The organism is Prodigiosinella confusarubida (assembly GCF_002847015.1).
GTDB classification, from domain to species: domain Bacteria; phylum Pseudomonadota; class Gammaproteobacteria; order Enterobacterales; family Enterobacteriaceae; genus Prodigiosinella; species Prodigiosinella aquatilis.
The window spans coordinates 4463619-4484419 of sequence record NZ_CP025085.1 but is presented as its reverse complement, the minus strand read 5'-3'; the positions used below and the strand labels follow the sequence as shown (position 1 = coordinate 4484419).

Below are 20801 nucleotides of genomic sequence, written 5' to 3'. Positions count from 1 at the left end.
CTCCTGCCCCCTGGATTGAGGATGAAATCCCGGAAAGGGGATCTTCTCAACTACTTTGGCACCGGGGGAACTGGCTCGTTTACTTTATTAGAAAAACGTCCATGCTCTAAGTCATGTATGATGTTTTTCACTTTACCTTCTGTTAAATCATAGCGTTTGAATTTCAGGTATAGACCTGTAATTAAGTATAAAATCGCTGGGAATACCGTGAAGATAATCAAAATACCATTCAGAGTTTCTTGTGTCTGCTGTATTGGTTTGCCGTCAACCGCGCTTTGAAAACCAAACCATGCAAGCCCCCATCCAATTAGAGCACCGCCAACTGCAACACCAAGTTTAATGGTAAAAATATTAGCTGCAATATTCATCCCGGTAATACGACGGCCCGTTTTCCATTCACCATAGTTGTTAGCATCTGTAATCATTGACCACTGTAGTGGGCCATTTGCACCTTGTAGTGTTTGTAAGAATAGGTATAAACATAGTGCTACTATCCAGTTGTCTCCAGGAATTACGAAGAATAGTAATCCGGCTAAACCTAGTAATATATTGTTCCAGATAGATAATTGGATTTTACAGAAATGGTCGCTAAATGGTTTGGCAATGAGGCTGCCCAACATGCTGAATATCGTTGTGCCTAATAGGAAATATGAGGCTATATCAGTATCTTTATTCAAAATGTAAGTAACATAATACAAAATCATACCGGCACGAATGACCAAGGATACCAACATGGTGAAGTTATAGACCGCAAGAATCCTCCACTGGTCGTTTTTAACCAAGAGTTTCAAGTCACGAATAATATCCATGTTTTCTTCGCTTAGGGGCTGAACACGTTCTTTTGTAAATGAAAAGCAGAATAAGAACATTAAGCAGCCAAGCACACCGAAAATAGCCATTGCCATCTGGATGCCCGCAGCTCTATCCCCGGGAGACAAGTAGTCGGCTAGCGGAAGAATTGCCGCTGTACCTAAAGCGCCACCAATTGGAGCAATAGCGAAGCGATATGATTGAAGCGACATATTCTCTTTTGGATCAGCCGTAATGACTGCGCCTAAAGAACAATAAGGGATATTAATCGCAGTATACATTAACGTCATGAAGACATAGGTTGCGACAGCAAAGATGATTTTCCCCGTTTCGCCATAATCTGGAACTGTGTATACCAATATTGTACTAACAGCAAATGGAATACTGATGATTAATAGATATGGGCGGAAACGTCCCCAGCGAGTAACAGTGTTATCTGCAATGGCGCCCATAATTGGGTCAGTAAAAGCATCCAATAAGCGTACTGCTAAAAAAATAGTACCCATGATTGCCGGGGATAACCCATAAATATCAGTATAGAAATAAGCTAAGATAGCGACACAGGAGTCGAATACTATATGGCTGGCAGCATCCCCCATGCCGTAGCCAATTTTCTCCTTTGAAGATATTTTTTCAGTTAGTTGTGTAGGTTGAGTTGAACTCGTCATCAGATTATTTCCTTTATGCTTCCAATTTAATTTGGAAGCGATGTATTTCAGCCTCAGTTATTGCTTCAATAGAAACCCGATCATTTTGAATTGTGCCAGACACACTTAAGCTGTGTGGTTTCAGCCCATGTAGTTGTAGCGTTAGATTTGTTATTTGACCTTCAACCGTCACATCTAAGTCCATCGAATTACGGGTCACATAAACAGTGGCTTCTGTTTTATTATCAGGATTAATGATTCGAGCATGAGAGGTATGACCATCAGACAGTTGGTACAAGTGGAATTGAGCATTAGCAATAAAGTCATAATCCACTGCTGTTTGATCGACACCAGAAGCTAACAAGGTATTAGGGCGAATATATAGAGGTAGGCTCATGAAATCATAAGTTTCTTGATACCATTTACCACCTTCAACCACTTCACCCGTTAGAAGATGCGTCCATTTACCTTGTGGCAGATAGTAATTTACATCTCCTTTTTCGCTAAATACTGGAGCGACTAGCAGGTTATCACCTAGCATGTATTGAAGATCAAGGTTGTGCGTGGTTAGATCTTGTTCGAAATCAAGCCACATAGCACGCATCATTGGGGTGCCAGTCTCTTTTGCTTTATGAGCCATAGAGTACAGGTAGGGCATTAAATTAGCTTTCAGCTTGGTAAAGCTTCTTACTACGTCACAAGACTCTTCGTCATATGCCCAGGGCACACGGTAAGATTTACTACCATGTAAACGACTATGGCTTGATAGCAAACCAAATGCACACCAACGTTTATATAGATGCGCTGGGGCGGTATTTTCAAATCCACCAATATCATGACTCCAGAAGCCGAACCCTGAGAGACCGAGTGATAGGCCACCTCGTAAGCTTTCAGCCATTGATTCATACGTGGCATAACAGTCCCCTCCCCAATGAACAGGGAATTGTTGGCTACCGGCAGTTGCTGAGCGAGCAAATAGTGCTGCTTGATATTGGCCTGATTTTCTTTCTAGAACTCGATACACTAATGCGTTGTATAAGAAGGTATAGTAGTTGTGCATTTTTTGAGGGCATGCGCCACTAAACCATTGAACGTCTGTTGGTATACGTTCACCAAAGTCGGTCTTGAAGCTATCGACACCCATGTCGATGAGTCGTTCTAAATGGGATTCATACCATTTGCATGCTTCTGGGTTAGTGAAATCTACAATACCCATTCCTGCTTGCCAGTGATCCCACTGCCATATGTCACCCTCAAGGTTCTTAAGCAAATAACCTTTTTGTGCCGCTTCTTCAAATAATGGTGATTTTTGACCTAAGTAAGAGTTGATCCAAACACAAATTTTCAAACCTTTTGCTTTTAGGCGAGCGAGCATTGCTTCTGGATCTGGAAATGTTTTGTCATCCCACTGAAAATCACACCACTGATATGGTTTCATCCAGAAACAATCGAAGTGAAATACGTGAAGAGGTATATCACGTTCGATCATGCCATCGATAAATGAGTTTACAGTAGCTTCATCGTAATTGGTTGTGAATGAGGTTGTTAACCAAAGACCAAATGTCCAGGCTGGTGGTAAACCTGGACGGCCGGTCAATTGGGTATAGTTATTTAATACGTCTTTACCCGTAGGGCCATCAATCACGTAATATGAAAGTGATTCACCTTCAACGCTAAACTGAACTTTAGATACTTTTTCTGATGCGACTTCGAAGGAGACATTTTCTGGGTGGTCAACAAAAACACCGTAACCTTTGTTTGTCATATAAAATGGGATGTTTTTGTAAGCCTGCTCTGTACTGGTGCCACCATCTTTATTCCAGGTTTCAACTTGTTGACCATTTTTGACCAGGGCAGTAAAGCGCTCACCTAATCCGTAAACCAGTTCACCAACACCAAGATCTAGACGTTCAAAAAAGTAGTTCTTGCCGGCTTGCTTATCCATTGCATAGCCTGATGATGTAGTCGTGGATTTAGTAACTTCAACACCATTATGATAAAAGCTAATTCCCCAACTGCTTTTTTCTATATGAACTTCTAAGGTACCGTTTTGGGCGATCAACACATCATCGGTTTCTGTTACTTCAAATTGAACATGTTTTTCCGCTAGTTCAAAGTGTGGGCCTTTGTCTTTTTTACCGTTGAAGTGCGCATAACGAACGCCAATTACATTAGTTATCGGTGCTGTTAGCGTGATAGTAAAAAGGGGAGAGCCAATTTGATTCTCTCTGATTTTTCCGTCGATAGGCGAAGCGTACACGGTAATTTCATTATTTCTGGTACGTTGGTACTCAAAGAGGTGAACAGGCGATATCAGATTTAAGTGATCCTGGATTAACCAGTTGCCATCACTAATTTTCATACAGAACCCCTTATTCCAGAATAAAATAGTCCTATTTTTAACTACATATTTATGATTTTTGAATGGAAATAAAATTGTTTAAATTCATATTCCAGTTACGATATTTTTTAAATGTGACCTGGGTCCCTTCAGTGTCAGCATCGTTGTCACCCTTCTTCTGAAAATGGATAAGAGGGCAGCGAAGTGGCAAATGAAACGTATTTCCCCAGCACGTGAAAACAGTGTGTTGGCAAAATGGCTTCCCTTTTACAACATGACCGTCGCGGCTGTTGCGCAGAGGGAAGCGATATCGGACGCTGCTCTCGATACACAGCCGATCGAAGGTCAGTAATGATAATGCGCGTATGTGGAGCCATTGTTCCGCACGCTGAAATATGTGCCCCAATGGCCGTCCCGGGCTTTAAAATGCTGGAGGAGGGCGTGAGTTCGGGTGGACAGGTTTAATTAGCCGTCGGTATAACGAAGAGCACCGGCACAGTGGGATAGGTTATGTGACGCCAAGGCCAGGGAATCAACTCGCTACGAGGATATGCGAAGATCCTTAAGTATCCAACATGGCCTGCAGCAGACACACCAGGTCATCACGTTGATTGGCAGAAATTCGTGATAGAAACGCAGCGTCAATATCGTTGGCCACCGGACGGGCGCGTTGCAATACCTGTAGCCCTTCGTCGGTCAGAAAGATAAAGCGTCGGCGCTTGTCATCGTCACGTTGATGTCTTACTAACAGGCCTTTTTTTTCCATCCTCTTTAGCATTTCAGCCAGCGTGGCCTTGGTGCTGAGCGCCGCATCAATCAAATCCATCTGTTCAATTCCCGGCTGCTCGGCGACGACGCAGAGCACGACATATTGTTGCTTAGTGAGTTCAGGCAGTAATTTTTGCCATAGCGAAGTATGTTCCTGGAAAAGCTGTCGCATCAGGTGAAATGGGATATTTCCGAGAACTTTTGTCATTGTAACGTGATTTCATCAATTCAAACTGTGGCCATACCATCGCAAAAAGTGGTGGCTACGGCAATACCCGCCTGATTGAGTAATCTGTGAGTGAGTAAAATATTGCCATCAAGTTCGTATAAGAACTTTTTCCATGGCTAGCTTGTTTGTCGCGAGATAACAGGGTATCGTGAATTCTTGTTCTTATACGAACAATGTGTGAGGGAAATGCCATGAGGCTAATTATTGGGATCACTGGCGCGACAGGTGCGCCCTTAGGCATTGCCTTGCTAAAGGCGCTTAAATTGATATCTGAGGTTGAAACCCATCTTGTCATATCGAGGTGGGCCAAAACCACTATTGAGTTTGAGACACCTTACACTACCCGCGATGTAGCCGATATGGCGAATGTGGTGCACGGCCCGGCAAACCAGGCTGCGTCGATCTCTTCAGGCTCCTTTCATACCGACGGTATGATCATTATTCCTTGCAGTATGAAAACCCTGGCCGGTATCCGTGCCGGTTATGCCGACGGCCTCATCGGGCGCGCTGCAGATGTGGTATTGAAAGAGGGACGTAAGCTTGTCCTGGTCCCCCGCGAAACGCCTCTCAGCACCCTTCATCTGGAAAACATGCTGGCCTTGTCACGCATGGGGGTGGCGATAGTCCCTCCGATGCCGGCTTTTTATAACCATCCCGAAACCATTGAGGATGTGACAGACCACATTGTTGCACGCGTTCTCGATCAGTTCGGCCTCGATTATCCCAAGGCGCGACGCTGGCAAGGGTTGCGAGATTCAAAACTGAATAATGACCTGAGACATGAGGATTAAAAATGGCATTTGATGATCTGCGTAGTTATTTAAAGGCGCTGGATGAGCAGGGACAATTGCTCAACATCAGCGAAGAGGTGCAGGCCGAGCCCGATATCGCGGCGGCGGCGAACGCCACCGGACGTATCGGCGAAGGCGCGCCGGCACTTTCGTTCACTAACATCAGTGGATTCAGGGATGCACATGTTGTCATGAATACCATTGGCTCGTGGCAAAACCATGCTATCGCACTGGGGTTGCCACTTAACACACCGGTGAAGCAGCAAATTGATGAATTCATCCGTCGCTGGGATAATTTTCCAGTGGCACCGGAGCGTCGCGAAAACCCAGCTTGGGCGGAAAATGTGATGGACGGTGAAGACATTAATCTGTTCGACATTCTGCCGCTATTTCGATTGAACGATGGCGATGGTGGCTTCTATCTCGACAAAGCCTGCGTGGTTAGCCGTGATCCGCTCGATCCGAATCACTTCGGCAAACAGAATGTGGGTATCTACCGCATGGAAGTCAAAGGCAAACGTAAGCTGGGTTTGCAGCCGGTGCCGATGCATGACATCGCTTTGCATCTGCATAAAGCGGAAGAGCGGGGTGAAGATTTGCCCATTGTGATTACTTTGGGCAATGACCCCATTATCACGCTGATGGGCGCCACCCCCCTTAAATATGATCAGTCGGAGTATGAAATGGCCGGCGCGTTACGTGAACGCCCGTATCCTATCGCTACCGCGCCGCTGACCGGTTTCGATGTGCCCTGGGGTTCGGAAGTCATTCTTGAAGGCGTGATCGAAGGGCGTAAACGTGAAATTGAAGGGCCTTTTGGCGAATTCACCGGCCACTACTCGGGGGGACGCAATATGGCGGTGGTGCGTATCGATAAAGTTTCATATCGCACCAAGCCGATTTTTGAATCTCTTTATCTTGGCATGCCCTGGACTGAAATTGATTATCTGATAGGGCCGGCAACCTGTGTGCCTCTCTATCAGCAATTAAAAGCGGAATTCCCCGAAGTACAAGCAGTGAATGCCATGTATACCCACGGTCTATTGGCGATTATCTCCACCAAAAAACGCTATGGCGGTTTTGCCCGGGCGGTAGGACTGCGTGCGATGACCACGCCGCATGGTCTGGGTTATGTGAAAATGGTAATCATGGTGGATGAGGATGTCGATCCGTTTAATCTGCCGCAGGTCATGTGGGCACTCTCGTCAAAAGTGAATCCGGCGGGCGATTTGGTGCAACTACCCAACATGTCGGTGTTGGAACTTGATCCTGGCTCAAGCCCCGCAGGCATCACCGACAAGCTGATCATTGACGCCACCACACCTGTCGCGCCCGATATGCGTGGACATTACAGCCAGCCGGTAAAAGACCTGCCTGAAACAGTGCGTTGGGTGGAGAAATTGACCGCTCTTCTGGCCAATCGTAATTAAGGAGAATAAGTATGATATGTCCACGTTGTACAGATGAACAGATTGACGTCATGGCCAAATCGCCAGTAACCGGCATTTGGACGGTATATCAATGCCAGCATTGTTTGTATACCTGGCGCGATACCGAACCTGAACGCCGGACTCAGCGCGAACATTATCCGGAGGCTTTTCGTATGACGCAGAAGGATATTGATAACGCACCTGAAGTGCCAGTCATTCCTCCTCTTTTGGCGAAGTCATAATTATTTCCCAGTGGGCATTATGCTCACTGTTCTTATACAGGAGTAACTGGAATGCTTCACAGAGAAAATGTCGTACTGTTGGACGCATCTTTCAACGTAATTGGAGAAATGGCGAAAGCCGAGGTGCATAGCATGTCAACGCCGCTACACCTGGGTTTTTCAAGCTATATATTCAATGAGCAGCGCCAATTACTCATCACCCGCAGAGCAATAGATAAACAAACCTGGCCAGGTGTCTGGACGAATTCCGTGTGTGGTCATCCGCTACCCGGGGAAAGGCCAGTGGAGGCGGTGCGACGTCGCTCCGGTGATGAACTGAATATGCACGTCAGCAATGTAACTATCATCGACGATAATTTTCACTACATGTTTCGGGATACCTCGGGAATTGTTGAAAATGAATATTGCCCTGTGTTCGCTGCTCATGCCGCATCGGATGTTCATCCCAATCCCGACGAGGTAATGGAACATCAGTGGATAGCCTTGCCGGATCTCCTGACGGTAATAAAGCTCACTCCTTTTGTATTCAGTCCTTGGATAGTGAAACAGCTAAATAAGTCGTCTATTCGTGATAACCTTCTGAACTTTCTAAAATAAGCAACTAGCAACTTACAGGTAATAAGTCCACTTAAGCGGGGGAGGCCGGGGAAAATGCCGCCGGTTACGCGTCGTTGATCTCAATTTCAACGCTAATGGGCGTCCTGAGAAGACGCAGTGCTATTCGTTTCTACAATACATCCACACCCTGATTCCCCCCAACTCTTGGCGGGGGGAATTCTCTCTTCTTTATCTGCCGTCCCAAAGCGATCCCGGAATAGCCACCTTGCCGTCAAACAGCAAACGAGCGGTACGGATCAATCCGCTGCTCACGACATCGCCGTTCGCGTCACACTGCAACATCACGCCGAATTCTCCGCTGGGGTGTTCGATCGCCAGGCGTTGTTTCTCTTCTGTGCCGACCTGCGCCAGGCCCGCCGCGACGCTGCCGGCAATCAGACACGCAGTCGCCACGCTTACCGCCCCTAGCACGCCGATAGAGGCGTGACAGCGATGCGGGATAAACGTGCGGGTAGCCAAGGTGCCGCCTTGGGTCGGGGGCGCAATCAGCGTCATTTTGGGTACGGTTCGCTGGCGCACATCACCGAGATGCATTTTCTCTCCGGCTTGTAGACGAATGGATTCCAGACGGGTTTTCAGTTCTTCGTCTTTATCCAGCGCGTCACGGCTTTCATAGCCCGTTCGATCAAGATCGTCCGCCCTCAGCAACACTACCGGCATCCCATTGTCGATGCAGGTAACCTCAATGCCATCAAAACAGTCACGCGCCTGGCCGGTGGGTAACAGGGCACCACAACTGGAACCTGCGATATCTTCGAAGTTCAGGATTTGCTCAGCACCGTATCCCGGTACGCCGTCAATCCGGGCATCCCCTTCATACTCTATTACCCCATCCGGTGTGGCGACCACCGCTTCGGCGATTTGGCCGGTGTTTACCATAAAAATACGCACTATCGTTGTCGTGCGTTGTGCTGTCACCAGCCCCTTTTCAATGGCATAAGGGGCAATGGCGGCAAGAATATTGCCGCAGTTTTGGCCATAGTCCACCACTGCCTTATCAACATTGACCTGGGCAAACAGATAATCGACATCAACCTCAGGATGTGACGACGGCGAGATAATAGCGACTTTACTGGTCAGTGGATCGGCACCACCAATGCCATCAATCTGTCGGACATCCGGCGAACCCATGACCGCCAGCAAAACCCGGTCGCGCAGGGTGCCGTCGTCAGGCAGATCGGTGGCTAAAAAGCAGGCGGCCTTTGAGGTTCCACCACGCATCAATACACAGGGAAGCAGCGTCTGTTTCATCATTGTTCACTCTGTAGTTGCTCAAGAGAATCCACGTAGCGCAGGCCTTTTTCCGCCAATTGCGATCGCATCTGATAGATATCCAGCCCCAGTTCACCCGACGCCAGCCGCCGCCGCTTGCCCTCTTCCAGTTCAACCCGTTTCTGCGCCGCCAGCGCAACCGCAGCGGCCTGTTCGCGAGAGACAATCACGACACCATCGTCATCCGCCACCACGACATCACCGGGATAGATTAACTGTCCGGCGCAGATGAGGGGAATGTTCACCGAGCCCAGCGTGGCTTTAACGGTGCCCTGGGCATAAACTGCGCGCGACCAGACGGGAAAATTCATGTTGCGCAGCGTTTGGCTATCGCGAATACCAATATCGCCCACCAGTGCCACCACGCCGCGCGCCTGCAGGGACGTTGCCAGCAGGTCGCCGAAAAAACCATCGTGACACTCGGAGGTCGGCGTAACCAGCAGAACGTCGCCTGGCTGGCACTGCTCGACGGCGACATGAAACATCCAGTTATCACCCGGTGAAACCAGAACCGTTACCGCGCTGCCCGCGATGCTCTTCCCTTGTTGCACGGGACGGATACGCACGTTCAGTAAACCCTGGCGTTGCTGGGCTTCGTGTACCGTTGCCACGCCATAACTGGCGAAGCGCGGCATTAGCGCCGCATCGGCGCGCTCAATATGGCGTACCACCACGCCTTTTTTACCCGTTATGCTCATGACAGGTCCTCCGTGACGCGAGGGAACAGGCTCTGATACCCCTCGCCGTGGCTGATAACGCGCGAGCTGGCGATACCTACATTACGTTTTGCCTGTACTCCGCGTTGCAATGCCACCCGGGTGTAGTATTCCCACAGATGCTCCTGACCGTTCATGCACTGAATCGCCGCGTATTTCTTATCCCACACGGTGGTGATGTCCAACAGCACGTCTGGTTTCCATTGGCATTGTTCGGGCTGGTGTGGCTCGAAGCAGTATACCGGTGGCGCGCCAATGATAGTTTCTCCTGGGCGATATCCTTCGGCCTGCGCAATAATGCGCGCCTCCTGGGCCAGGCTGGCCGCCAGTGGATGATCATAGTTGTAGGGATCATTAACCGAATGGGTTAATACAAAATGCGGCTGTATGCGCCGGAAAACATCGGCCAAACGAAACAGGACCTCTTTATCGGCGCGCAACGGATAGTCACCCAGGTCAAAAAACTCAATGCTGGCACCGAGGATCTCTGCTGCGGCCTGCGCTTCAATGCGCCGCGTCTGTTTAACCGTCTCTTCGCTCATATTGCCCTTGCGCCACAGCTTCGCTGATTCGCCACGCTCGCCAAAAGAGAGACACACCACGTGCACCTTGTAGCCTTGCGCCACATGCAGGGCGATAGCGCCGCCGGCACGCCAGACAAAGTCAGCAGAATGCGCACTGACCACCAGGGCACTTTTTCCTGTTTTTTCTGTGTTATTCATCACTGTCCACTCCCGATTTGACCATTTGTTTCATCGTGGCATGGAGTCAGCAATGGCGGATAATGCCTTTCATTGCGCAGGCTATGATTTTTATTTATGTTGTGATCTTCCCCTCGTCTGTTACACGGTATGGAAATGAAAAATAAAAATGATGATAATTCAATAAAAATCATGCAAATACGGGCTTTTTGCATGATTGCTGATCGCGGCACAGTTTCCGCTGCTGCCAATAATTTATTTCGTACCCAATCAGCTATTACCCGTTCAATCCGCGATCTGGAGCTTACGCTGTCCGTTCTCTTGTTTGAACGTCATGCCAGCGGCATGTTATTGACGGAAATGGGGAAATGCGTATTGCCACGCGCCCGGCGCGCCGTTCAGGAATTACACCAGGCACCGCAGATGTTGCATCGGCTAAGACAACACGACACCGCTCGGCGTAACGATGCCGAGCCGATTTGGTTATTCAACTTGCGACGTTTGCAGATTTTTTTGGCGCTCTACCATTTGCACCATACCCAGAGCGTAGCGAGTGCGTTGGGCATCAGCCAACCAGCGGTTAGCGCCGCATTGAAGGTGCTGGAAAAAGGGGCTGGTATGCTGCTGTTTCAGCGAACGCCTAAAGGCATGATGCCTTCCCCGGCTGGACGCGAAATCGCTCCCTTCATCAGCCGCGCCCTGAATGAGATCCGCCGCATCCCGGAAGACATTGCCGCTTATCAGGGGGTGCTGACCGGTACGGTACACGTCGGCGCTCTGCCGTTGTGCCGCAGCAGTTTGCTTCCCCGCGCCATCTGCCTACTGATGGCGCGCTATCCTGGCGTTAAGGTGGTAACCAATGAAAGCGCTTTTAGTGCATTGGTGACCGAGCTACGCGCGGGTGATATTGATTTTATTCTGGGCGCGTTGCGGCAGGATGAAGCCGTGCTGGATATTCACAATCAGGTGCTGTTCGACGAAGAGCTGATCTTGCTGGCGCGGCCTCAGCATCCGCTGGCGGGACGCCCGCTGGTCTCCACCGATCTGCATGCCACGCAGTGGATCTTGCCGCGCGATAACTCCCCTTCGCGCCATCTGCTCGACCGCGCGTTTCAGGCCCTGGGGATGAACGTTCCCTTGCCGGTGGTGGAAAGTGGCGATTTAGCCATCGTGCGTGGCCTGCTGCTTAATTCGGATATGGTGGCGGCGGTGTCATCTCACCAGTTGGAATATGAACTCAGTGCCGGGATACTGAAACCCCTACGTTTGAATCTGCCCGATACGCGGCGGCAAATAGGCCTGACGTTTCGTCAGGGAGCGCTGCATTCGCCAGCCGCGACGGCGCTGTTACAGTGCATCGGTGAGGTAGTGCAGCCAATCTGATCCCCTCTGTCTTGGCAGACTAAACAAAATTCATATGGCCTTTATTGAAAACCTTCGACTAAATGCCCGCATAGAGAGTTTGTTACAGGGTTTTTCCTGACTGAAACTTTGCCATCTCTATCACAATATAAACCTAACTCATACCTCTAAAAGTCTTTTTTGACAGACACTTTTCGCCGGTGCGCTTAACGTTTTGCAGGATTGTTAAGTTTCTCTCACTACACCAATAGCTGCCATTAGCGGCATGACAGAGAGCGTACCCGATGAAAACAAACAACTTGATCAACGTGAAATCTTGGATTGACGCACAGCCTATCACTGCCTTCCAGTGGCGTGTGCTGGTGCTATGCCTGATTATCATTATGTTTGATGGTTATGATGCGGCGGTAATGGGATTTATCGCCCCGGCCTTGATCGAGCACTGGGGGATGAGCCGTGCTGCTATGGGCCCCATCCTGGGTGCCGCGATGTTTGGCGTAGCGCTTGGCGCGCTGATCGCCGGGCCGCTCTCCGATCGCTATGGTCGCAAGGGTACTATCTTGTTTTCTATACTGATATTTTCCACCTTTAGTCTTGCCTGTGCCTTTGTCGCCTCACCGCTTCAGATGGCGCTGTTACGCTTTATCGCCGGGCTTGGCCTGGGGGCAGTGATGCCCAACTGCGTAACGCTGCTGGCGGAATATATACCGGAGCGTCGTAAAGGGTTGATGATAACGCTGATGTTCAGCGGATTTAATATCGGTTCTGGTCTCGGCGGGTTTATCGCGGCAGGTTTGCTAGCGCGTTATCATTGGCAATCTGTGTTGATCCTGGGTGGGGCGGTACCTTTGCTGATGTTGCCGCTGTTCACCTGGTTGTTACCCGAGTCAGCACTTAATCTGGTATCGCGCCAAACGGCACCTAAAAAAATCGTCTCGCTGCTCAATCGCATGGGTGGCACCTTTTCTGCCGACACCGAGTTTACGATTCCTGAGTCTGACGTGAAACGGAACAGCTCGATTACCGAGCTGTTCCACCATGGGTACGCTCGCGGCACCATCGCCCTCTGGCTGACCTACTTTATGGGATTGTTTGTCATTTATCTGCTTAACGGCTGGCTGCCGACCATCATGCACTCCGGCGGCATTTCACTTGAACAGGCTGCCATCATCGCCGGACTGTTTCAGTTGGGGGGGCCGTTGGGTGGCATTATCGTCGGTATCCTGATGGATAAACTGCGGACAAAATATGTCATTGGTCTGTTCTACCTGATGGGTTTTGTTTGCCTGTTGATGCAAGGGATCCTCGGGTTTAGCAGCGTGGCGCTGGGCGTGATCATTTTTATTACCGGTGTATGCATTAATGGCGCGCAGAACGGTCTACAAGTTTACTCACCTGGCTATTATCCAACGGAAATCCGCGCCACCGGCGTGAGCTGGATGCACGGCATTGGCCGCATTGGCGCTATCACCAGTTCATCGTTAGGCGGCCTGTTGATGGGGGCGTTTCCCGGGCAATCAGCGATTTTCTTCGTGCTTGCCTTGTCGGCGTTTTTTGCCGCACTGAGCATTATTTTGCATAAAAACATTACTCGGGTCAGAAAAGTAAAGGACGCCGGACTCGGTGAAATCCCTACGCTGTCACAAACGTTAAATAACTGATAAGTGGAGTTATCGTTATGGCAAATATCATAGGCGGCCTGGCCGTGTCTCATACCCCAACTATCGGCTTTGCCGTTGATCACGATAAACAGAAAGAAGGAGCCTGGGAGCGGATTTTTGATGGCTTCGGCCCTATGCAGCAATGGCTGGCCGAGAAAAAGCCGGATGCGCTGCTCTATATCTTCAATGATCATGTCACTTCGTTTTTTTTTGATCACTACTCCGCTTTTTCACTGGGAATCGACCATGAGTATCACGTCGCTGATGAAGGTGGCGGTCCGCGTGCGTTGCCGGCGGTGAAAGGTGACGCCGCGTTATCTCGCCATATTGGCACCAGCCTGATGAGCGATGAGTTCGATATGTCGTTCTTTATGGATAAGCCACTGGATCACGGATTATTCTCCCCCCTTTCAGCGCTGATGCCATTCAAGGACGGCTGGCCAACCCGTGTCGTCCCGCTACAGGTTGGCGTGTTGCAATTCCCCATTCCCTCCGCAAAACGCTGTTACAAACTGGGCCAGGCGTTACGTCGCGCTATCGAGAGTTACCCGGAGGATATCAATGTGGCGATTGTGGCTACCGGAGGGTTATCACATCAGGTACATGGTGAACGCTGCGGTTTTAATAACGTGGAATGGGACGCGCAGTTTATGGAGTTGTTGGTAAATGACCCACAACGTTTAACAGAAATGACCATTGCAGAGTATGCCGAACTCAGTGGAGTGGAAGGTGCCGAGGAGATTATGTGGCTAGTCATGCGCGGCGCGCTTTCGGCTAATGTGGTGAAAAAGCATCAGGCCTATTATTTGCCGTCCATGACGGGTATTGCCACATTAATCCTGGAAAATCAGTCAGGTACGCTCCCGGTGAATACGGTAAAACGCCATCAGGCCAAGATGGCGGAACAGCTGGCGGGGATAGAAAAACTATCGGGTTCCTATCCGTTTACCCAGGCGCGCAGTCTGGAGGCATTGCGACTGAACCGTTTTTTATACCAGTTGATTAAGCCTGCACTGCGTGAACGTTTTCGCCACGATGCGCAGACAATGTTTGCCGAAGCGAAGTTGAGCGAACAGGAATGCGAAATGATACGCCAACGCGACTGGCGCAAGCTGATCCAATACGGCGCCAGTTTTTTCCTACTGGAGAAGTTCGGTGCGGTAACCGGTGCGTCAAACCTGGATATCTATGCGGCCATGAAAGGCGTGCCACTGGATGAGTTTATGAAAACCCGTAATCAGCAGGTCATCTATTCAGTGGCGGGAAAAGAGCCAACGGTATGATCGCATGGCGATCGGCCCTGCTTTCTCAGGGCATAGCGCTTTGGTTCTCTTGCGCGATACACCCTTCAATTATTGCTTTGGTCGAACGGCGGTATAGCTAGCCTGTAGCCCGCTAAATGGAGAAAAGAGTATGCAATATCATCTTAATGGTTTTCAGCCCGGCGATCCGGAGTGGTTCAAAGATGGCAGGAAAAACGTACGAGCACCGGATACGTTACCTGACAAAACCGATGTGCTGATCGTCGGTTGCGGCCCGGCAGGCTTAACTCTGGCCGCGCAACTGGCCGCCTTCCCCGAGATAGAAACGCTGATTGTGGAAAGAAAACCAGGGCCGCTGCAAAAGGGGCAGGCGGATGGCATTTCCTGTCGTTCAATGGAGATGTTCAATGCGTTTGGATTTGCCGGACAGATATTGAAACAGGCCTGCTGGGTGAATGAGACTACTTTCTGGAAACCTGCCCATAACGCGCCTACCACCATTACCCGCAATGGACGTATCCAGGACGTTGCCGACGGGTTATCAGAGATGCCGCATGTGATTCTTAATCAGGCCCGTATTCACGATATGTACCTGGAGTTGATGCGTAAATCCCCATCCCGTCTGGAGCCAGTTTACTCCATCAGCGTAACCGACATCGTGCTGACGCCGGAAGCAGACCCGACGTACCCTGTTGAAGTTACCCTGGTCTGGCTGGTTGACGACATGCCGACGGGCGAGCGGATAACCATTCGCGCTCGATATGTGGTGGGGTGTGATGGTGCGCGCAGTACGGTGCGCAAGACGATTGGCCGCGAGCTGGTTGGTGATTCGGCGAACCAGGCCTGGGGGGTGATGGATGTCCTGGCCGTTACGGATTTTCCGGACATACGCTGTAAGTCGCTGATTCAGTCAGCCTTCGAGGGCAACATTATTATTATTCCACGCGAGGGCGGTTATCTGACTCGACTCTATATCGAACTGGATAAACTGACTGAGGGTGAGCGGATCCGCAATCGCCATATCACCATTGATGATTTGACTGGCGCGGCACAGCGTATTTTTCAGCCTTATCACTTTGACGTCAAAGAGGTGGTCTGGTGGTCAGTGTATGAAATCGGACAGCGGCTGACCGATAAGTTTGATGAGGTGCCGCAGACGGCGGTGGCGCATCAACTGCCCCACATTTTTATCTGTGGCGATGCCTGCCACACCCACAGCCCGAAAGCTGGACAGGGAATGAACGTTTCCATGGGCGATGCGTTTAATCTCGGTTGGAAGCTGATCGCCGTGATGAAAGGCATCAGTCCGCCGGAGATTCTGCACACCTACTCAGAAGAACGGCAGAGCGTGGCGCAGGATCTGATTAATTTTGATCGTGAATGGTCGAGAATTATGAGTGAACGACCAGAACTTAATGACAACAGTCAGGGTAATGAGCCCAAATTTCAACGCTATTTTATTCAGCATGGCCGCTATACCGCGGGGATGTCGGTGACTTATCAGCCCTCCAGGCTGACCGGGATAGCCGCCTGGCAGGATCTCGCCTCTGGATTCATCATTGGCAGCCGTTTCCACTCGGCCCCGGTCCTTCGTCTGGCGGATATCAAACCGGTACAGCTTGGTCATGTCATTAAAAGCGATGCTCGCTGGCGTTTGTTTATCTTTGCCTCTGATGAGGATCCTTATCAGGCGTCATCAGCCGTCAATCAGCTTTGCTCATTCCTTTATAAGGATATTAGTTCCCCGATTAATCGTTTCACCCCACCGGGCGGCGATTGTGATGATGTGTTTGATATCCGAGTTATTTTTCAGCAGCCGGCCAGCGAGCTTAAAATAGACCATCTGCCTCCCTATTTACTCCCCCGGAAAGGTCAATATGGGTTAATTGATTATGAAAAAATATTTTGCCCTGACCTGAAGTCCGGGGAGGATATTTTTTCCGTACGGGGAATAGATCGCACATCGGGCGCCATTGTGGTGGTACGTCCCGACCAGTATGTGGCTCATGTCCTGTCGTTGCAGGCGTTTGATGAATTGTCAGCGTTTTTTGCTGGCTTTATGTTGCCGGCGAACAAGCGCTGACAACGTTAATCTACCCCTGTAGAGGCCGAGGTGGCGCGATACGTAAGTTGAAACGTCATTATTAACAGACTGTGGAGCCATTTTCGAACGGGGACAGTGAAAATGGCTCCCGTTTATGTGCAGGAATTAGATAGCGACCGAAACGCTGCGTGAAACCCGAATAAAAAGAGAGAGCATACCGGCCCGTCTTTGCCGGAACGATAATGCTTTACCACTGCCAGCCTTAATTCAAGGATATGTTTTGCCCGGCCCATAAAGATCGCACCTTACTTAGCTGCTCGCTTGGACCGCCCTCAAAACCATGAATATTCCTGTCATTATGAAGAGGCACCATCCAAAACAGACGGCCGGAACTTTTTCAGCCACTGCTGTGCAAAATGGGCATATAAGGCATTTTCTTCGTGACTTCCCGCCAACTGCTTAAACACATTAAGCTGGTCAGCCTGGCTGCGGTGCTGACCCAGCTTTAACTTACCTTTCATTTCTGTTACTTCAATTTTTATCCCTGTTATTCCAAGCATGAGCTTCTTTCTGAACTCATCCGGAAGCGTCTCCTTATCCTGCATCAGTTCCGGTTGAAAAAACGCCAGCATTTTGTCCAGCGATAAACTGAGATCATGTGGCGCCATCAGTGTACTGATCCCTTTTAGGCTGACCGAGGCATAGTTCCAGGTGGGAACGGCCGGGCGAACCAGATAATGGCTTGTAGAAATAAACGCATGTGGACCAAGAACATTTAGCAGGCAGACTTGACTGTCCAGTGAGGTCAATTGTGGATTGCCTGACGCCAGATGAGTCTCAATCAGATTTTCACCGGAAATTATTATATTGCTATTCCGCCGGGCAAGTTTGCGGGGGGCGATCAGGGAAGTAAAGGCTGAAACACAAGGTGCCGTCAGCATCGCAGCGGGCCGTTGCACAGCCTTGATGCAACGTCATAATCGCCTGGACAATAGACAAGCCTAAACCGGTGGAATTGCCGCTACGGGTGCGGGCATTATCGGCACGGTAAAAACGGTCGAACAACCTGTCCATACTTTGTGCCGGAATAACCGGCCCCTGGTTAGTCACCTCGATTAGCCAACCGCCGGCAGTACGGCGACCGCACAGGATAATCTGGCTATGTTGATTGGCATATCGGATGGCGTTATCCACTAAATTGCTCAGTGCCCTGCGTAATAGTATGGCATCTGCCCACACTTGGCCGTGGCCCTGGCAATCTAATAAAAGCTCGCGCTCTTCTGCCAGACCTTCAAAATAGTCCGCTACTCTTGTGATCTCGGCGTTAAGTGATAACAGCGTCGGTTGAATCGCCGAATGCGCTTCCCCGGCTCGTGCCAGAAACAGGATATTTTCCACCAGGCGCGATATACGCTCTAGCTCCTCACTGTTGCGCACCAGTACGCTCTTGTACTCCTGCGCAGAACGGTGCTGATAAAGCGCCACTTGACAATGCCCCATCAATGCATTGATCGGCGTGCGTATTTCATGGGCTAAATCAGCCGAGAATTGGCTTAAGCGTTGATAGCCGTCCGCTAACCGATCGAGCATCTGGTTAAATGATCCGATAAGCTGGTGCAGTTCAGGGGGCGCGCCCTGCTCCGATAGCCGGGTATCAAGCGTATCCGGATGAATACCCCGCGCTTGAGCCGCCATACGACGCAATGGCTTGAGACCTTGACGCAAAACCAAATATCCCATTACTGCTATCAGCATAAATGCGCCAATCGTCGCCTCAATAATGCGATTACGGTATTGTTCCAGCATCCGGGTCTCGTTGACCATCACGTGACCGGCGGTAATTTGTATTGTTTCTTGATCATCATTATCCACCAGCGCGCTGACAAAACGGATCGGCACGCCGTTGGGTGTTGTCGCCAGATGGACGGTTGCCAGGTTCAGCGGCTGGTCGGCGGGCACCGGCGTGACAGCAGGCAAGACATAACCGCGTGGATTGACATTAATCAAAGGGGGCTGTCCGGGCCGCTGGAAAACCAGAATATCCCACTCGTTGCCCAGCATATTTTCAAATAAGTGCGGGTTTTCACTGAGTCTGGAGAGAGGGAATTGATTACTGAGCAAATTGCGGAAATACTCTACTCGACCGGACGTATGTATGCCGGCCATGCGCCGCATGGAATGGGCGATGTCACCATACAGGTAAAACCCCACGATGCTCACCACTAGCGCGGCAACAGCAGCGAACAGCAGTGCCGAACGCAGTGTCAGGGAAAGCAATGGCATTGGCGGCGTTTTCATTGCCGAGGCTCGCAGACATAACCGATACCGCGTACTGTATGGATCAATTTTAATTCAAACGGACGGTCTATTTTAGCGCGTAAGCGTTTAACCGCGACGTCAACCACGTTGGTATCACTGTCAAAATTCATATCCCACACTTGAGACGCTATCTGGGTACGGGATAAAACCTCACCCTGGCGCTGAACAAATAGCGCGAGCAGGGCAAACTCTTTGTTAGTTAGCACAACCGCCAGATCTCGCCGGGTTACTTTACGCCGTAATACATCGAGATGCAGATCCGCCAACCAATAGTCATTCTCTTCGCGGGTGACGCCGCGCCGGAGCAGGGTCCGGATACGCAATACCAACTCGGTAAATGAAAAGGGCTTTATCAAATAGTCATCCGCGCCTAATTCGAGACCATGGATCCTATCCTGCACCCCGTCGCGGGCGGTTAGAAATAATACCGGCACATCGTTTTTTTTACGGATAATTTCTATGAGTTGCCAGCCGTCCAGCCCGGGCAACATGACGTCCAGTACGATCAGATCATAGGTTTGTTCCAGCGCCATAAACAGTCCGTCGGTACCGTTGCGAGCCAAATCCACACCATAACCCGCCTCACCCAGTCCTTTGCGCAAATATTCTCCGGTGCTGTGATCATCTTCGACTATCAATATACGCATCCACGGGGTCCTCGTCGTTCCACACCCGGCAAACCAGGCCGTTTATCATCGGCCCATGGCAGCCAAGCGACCAGTGTAGCAGTTCGTCCTTGGTTATTTGATGACAATATTGTCATCAAATGGTCATCTGGGGGAGCGGGTCGGTTTGCCAAGCTAACGATGTTAACTACGATTCAGGATAGAGCGGCATTGTATAAGTGTTGTACCCGGCGCCCAGGCGTTCGGCCAGACTGATAACAGGAGTGGAAATGACCAGACAGAAGATGTTAACAGGTATCTTATTGGGAGCCCTAACGCTAGGTAGCTTTGCGGCGATGGCGGCAGATGCACCGGGCAAATCGATGGGCATTTTACGCGGTACCCTAACCAAGATAAGTGGCGATCATCTACAGGTAACCGATCGAAAAGGGGGGAACCATGAGGTGACATTCACCAGTAAAACCAGCTTTATCGCAGTGACACAGGGTAAAATCAGCGACATTAAACCCGACAGCTTTATTGGCACTGCGGCGGCGCCTCAGCCGGATGGTACGTTAAAAGCGCTGGAGGTCCATGTGTTTGATCCGGCGCTGCGTGGTTCGGGTGAGGGGTTCAGACCCTGGCAAGGCGCGGATGGCAAGGTTGGCACCATGACCAACGGCACGGTGGGGCAGTTGGTGAATGCTAATGGCCGAACAATGATCGTTAAGTATCAACATGGTGAGAAAAAGATCGTTGTGCCGGAGGATGTGCCAGTTGTGCTGTTGTCATCTGGAGACTCATCGCTGCTTAAAATGGGCGCCCATGTGATTCTATTCCCGGCCGCCGACGACACGAAGCCTATCGTTGCGGGGCGGATGATTGTCGGCATCAACGGTATTATACCGCCGATGTAATTCAATCCGACTTGAGGCCATATCCATTCAGGCCGGGATGCCCAACAGGTTTTTCGGCTGGTTCAC

At 50.2% G+C, this 20801-nt stretch carries 19 protein-coding genes and 1 pseudogene; 11 read left to right on the top strand and 9 right to left on the bottom strand.

What is annotated here, in order from left to right:
• Positions 1-50 precede the first annotated feature (50 nt).
• Positions 51-1478: a glycoside-pentoside-hexuronide (GPH):cation symporter gene (locus tag CWC46_RS20490; RefSeq protein ID WP_021014679.1), complete on the bottom strand. Its 1428-nt coding sequence runs from the start codon at positions 1476-1478 to the stop codon at positions 51-53.
• Positions 1479-1491: 13 nt separating this feature from the next.
• Positions 1492-3819 carry an alpha-xylosidase gene (gene yicI / locus CWC46_RS20485; RefSeq protein WP_021014680.1) on the bottom strand — a complete coding sequence of 776 codons (2328 nt, stop codon included), beginning with the start codon at positions 3817-3819 and terminating at the stop codon, positions 1492-1494.
• Positions 3820-4009: 190 nt separating this feature from the next.
• On the opposite strand from yicI, the gene CWC46_RS22960 reads away from it, so the two are divergent.
• Both CWC46_RS22960 and CWC46_RS23725 read left to right on the top strand, forming a co-directional pair.
• On the top strand, positions 4010-4150 hold the full coding sequence (locus tag CWC46_RS22960; RefSeq protein WP_157831390.1) for a hypothetical protein: 141 nt from the start codon (positions 4010-4012) through the stop codon (positions 4148-4150).
• A pseudogene (locus CWC46_RS23725) lies at positions 4128-4319 on the top strand (hypothetical protein); the annotation flags it as partial. The gene CWC46_RS22960 and the pseudogene CWC46_RS23725, both read left to right, overlap by 23 nt.
• Before the next feature lie 41 nt (positions 4320-4360).
• Here the strand turns inward: CWC46_RS23725 and CWC46_RS20480 are convergent.
• Complete coding sequence (locus tag CWC46_RS20480) at positions 4361-4774, bottom strand: MarR family winged helix-turn-helix transcriptional regulator (protein WP_021014681.1); 414 nt, start codon at positions 4772-4774, stop codon at positions 4361-4363.
• 212 nt (positions 4775-4986) lie between these two features.
• On the opposite strand from CWC46_RS20480, the gene CWC46_RS20475 reads away from it, so the two are divergent.
• The 4 genes from CWC46_RS20475 to idi are packed head-to-tail and all read left to right on the top strand — an operon-like array spanning position 4987 to position 7855.
• Complete coding sequence (locus tag CWC46_RS20475) at positions 4987-5586, top strand: non-oxidative hydroxyarylic acid decarboxylases subunit B (RefSeq protein WP_021014682.1); 600 nt, start codon at positions 4987-4989, stop codon at positions 5584-5586.
• Between the two features lie 2 nt (positions 5587-5588).
• Positions 5589-7016, top strand: a complete 1428-nt coding sequence (locus CWC46_RS20470) for a non-oxidative hydroxyarylic acid decarboxylases subunit C (RefSeq protein WP_021014683.1) — start codon at positions 5589-5591, stop codon at positions 7014-7016.
• Positions 7017-7027: 11 nt separating this feature from the next.
• The gene (locus tag CWC46_RS20465; RefSeq protein ID WP_021014684.1) at positions 7028-7258 is read left to right on the top strand and encodes a non-oxidative hydroxyarylic acid decarboxylases subunit D; all 231 of its coding nucleotides are present in this window, start codon (positions 7028-7030) and stop codon (positions 7256-7258) included.
• Between the two features lie 51 nt (positions 7259-7309).
• Complete coding sequence (idi, locus tag CWC46_RS20460; RefSeq protein ID WP_021014685.1) at positions 7310-7855, top strand: isopentenyl-diphosphate Delta-isomerase; 546 nt, start codon at positions 7310-7312, stop codon at positions 7853-7855.
• Positions 7856-8044: 189 nt separating this feature from the next.
• Here idi and CWC46_RS20455 read toward each other — a convergent pair whose 3' ends face one another.
• The 3 genes from CWC46_RS20455 to CWC46_RS20445 are packed head-to-tail and all read right to left on the bottom strand — an operon-like array spanning position 8045 to position 10586.
• Positions 8045-9127 (bottom strand): 4-oxalomesaconate tautomerase, encoded by a 1083-nt coding sequence (locus tag CWC46_RS20455; protein ID WP_021014686.1) that lies wholly within the window; start codon positions 9125-9127, stop codon positions 8045-8047.
• Positions 9127-9846, bottom strand: a complete 720-nt coding sequence (locus CWC46_RS20450; RefSeq protein WP_021014687.1) for a 4-carboxy-4-hydroxy-2-oxoadipate aldolase/oxaloacetate decarboxylase — start codon at positions 9844-9846, stop codon at positions 9127-9129. The genes CWC46_RS20455 and CWC46_RS20450 overlap by 1 nt, the downstream gene beginning before the upstream one ends.
• On the bottom strand, positions 9843-10586 hold the full coding sequence (locus CWC46_RS20445; RefSeq protein WP_021014688.1) for a PIG-L deacetylase family protein: 744 nt from the start codon (positions 10584-10586) through the stop codon (positions 9843-9845). Before CWC46_RS20445 ends, CWC46_RS20450 begins: the two co-directional genes overlap by 4 nt.
• Before the next feature lie 135 nt (positions 10587-10721).
• Here CWC46_RS20445 and CWC46_RS20440 point away from each other — a divergent pair, with 135 nt between their 5' ends.
• The 4 genes from CWC46_RS20440 (at position 10722) to CWC46_RS20425 (ending at position 16933) form a co-directional block, all read left to right on the top strand.
• Positions 10722-11948, top strand: a complete 1227-nt coding sequence (locus CWC46_RS20440; RefSeq protein WP_037380638.1) for a LysR family transcriptional regulator — start codon at positions 10722-10724, stop codon at positions 11946-11948.
• A gap of 263 nt (positions 11949-12211) precedes the next feature.
• The gene (locus CWC46_RS20435; protein ID WP_021014690.1) at positions 12212-13588 is read left to right on the top strand and encodes an MFS transporter; all 1377 of its coding nucleotides are present in this window, start codon (positions 12212-12214) and stop codon (positions 13586-13588) included.
• Positions 13589-13605: 17 nt separating this feature from the next.
• On the top strand, positions 13606-14871 hold the full coding sequence (locus tag CWC46_RS20430) for a gallate dioxygenase (protein WP_021014691.1): 1266 nt from the start codon (positions 13606-13608) through the stop codon (positions 14869-14871).
• Positions 14872-15001: 130 nt separating this feature from the next.
• Positions 15002-16933: an FAD-binding monooxygenase gene (locus CWC46_RS20425; RefSeq protein ID WP_021014692.1), complete on the top strand. Its 1932-nt coding sequence runs from the start codon at positions 15002-15004 to the stop codon at positions 16931-16933.
• A gap of 317 nt (positions 16934-17250) precedes the next feature.
• Here CWC46_RS20425 and CWC46_RS20420 read toward each other — a convergent pair whose 3' ends face one another.
• The 3 genes from CWC46_RS20420 to CWC46_RS20410 are packed head-to-tail and all read right to left on the bottom strand — an operon-like array spanning position 17251 to position 19860.
• Positions 17251-17835 carry an FMN-binding negative transcriptional regulator gene (locus CWC46_RS20420; protein WP_071790847.1) on the bottom strand — a complete coding sequence of 195 codons (585 nt, stop codon included), beginning with the start codon at positions 17833-17835 and terminating at the stop codon, positions 17251-17253.
• Positions 17765-19192 carry a heavy metal sensor histidine kinase gene (locus CWC46_RS20415; protein ID WP_021014694.1) on the bottom strand — a complete coding sequence of 476 codons (1428 nt, stop codon included), beginning with the start codon at positions 19190-19192 and terminating at the stop codon, positions 17765-17767. The genes CWC46_RS20420 and CWC46_RS20415 overlap by 71 nt, the downstream gene beginning before the upstream one ends.
• Positions 19189-19860 carry a heavy metal response regulator transcription factor gene (locus CWC46_RS20410; protein ID WP_021014695.1) on the bottom strand — a complete coding sequence of 224 codons (672 nt, stop codon included), beginning with the start codon at positions 19858-19860 and terminating at the stop codon, positions 19189-19191. The genes CWC46_RS20415 and CWC46_RS20410 overlap by 4 nt, the downstream gene beginning before the upstream one ends.
• A gap of 248 nt (positions 19861-20108) precedes the next feature.
• Here CWC46_RS20410 and CWC46_RS20405 point away from each other — a divergent pair, with 248 nt between their 5' ends.
• Positions 20109-20735 (top strand): hypothetical protein, encoded by a 627-nt coding sequence (locus CWC46_RS20405; RefSeq protein WP_021014696.1) that lies wholly within the window; start codon positions 20109-20111, stop codon positions 20733-20735.
• The last annotated feature ends 66 nt before the right edge of the window (positions 20736-20801 follow it).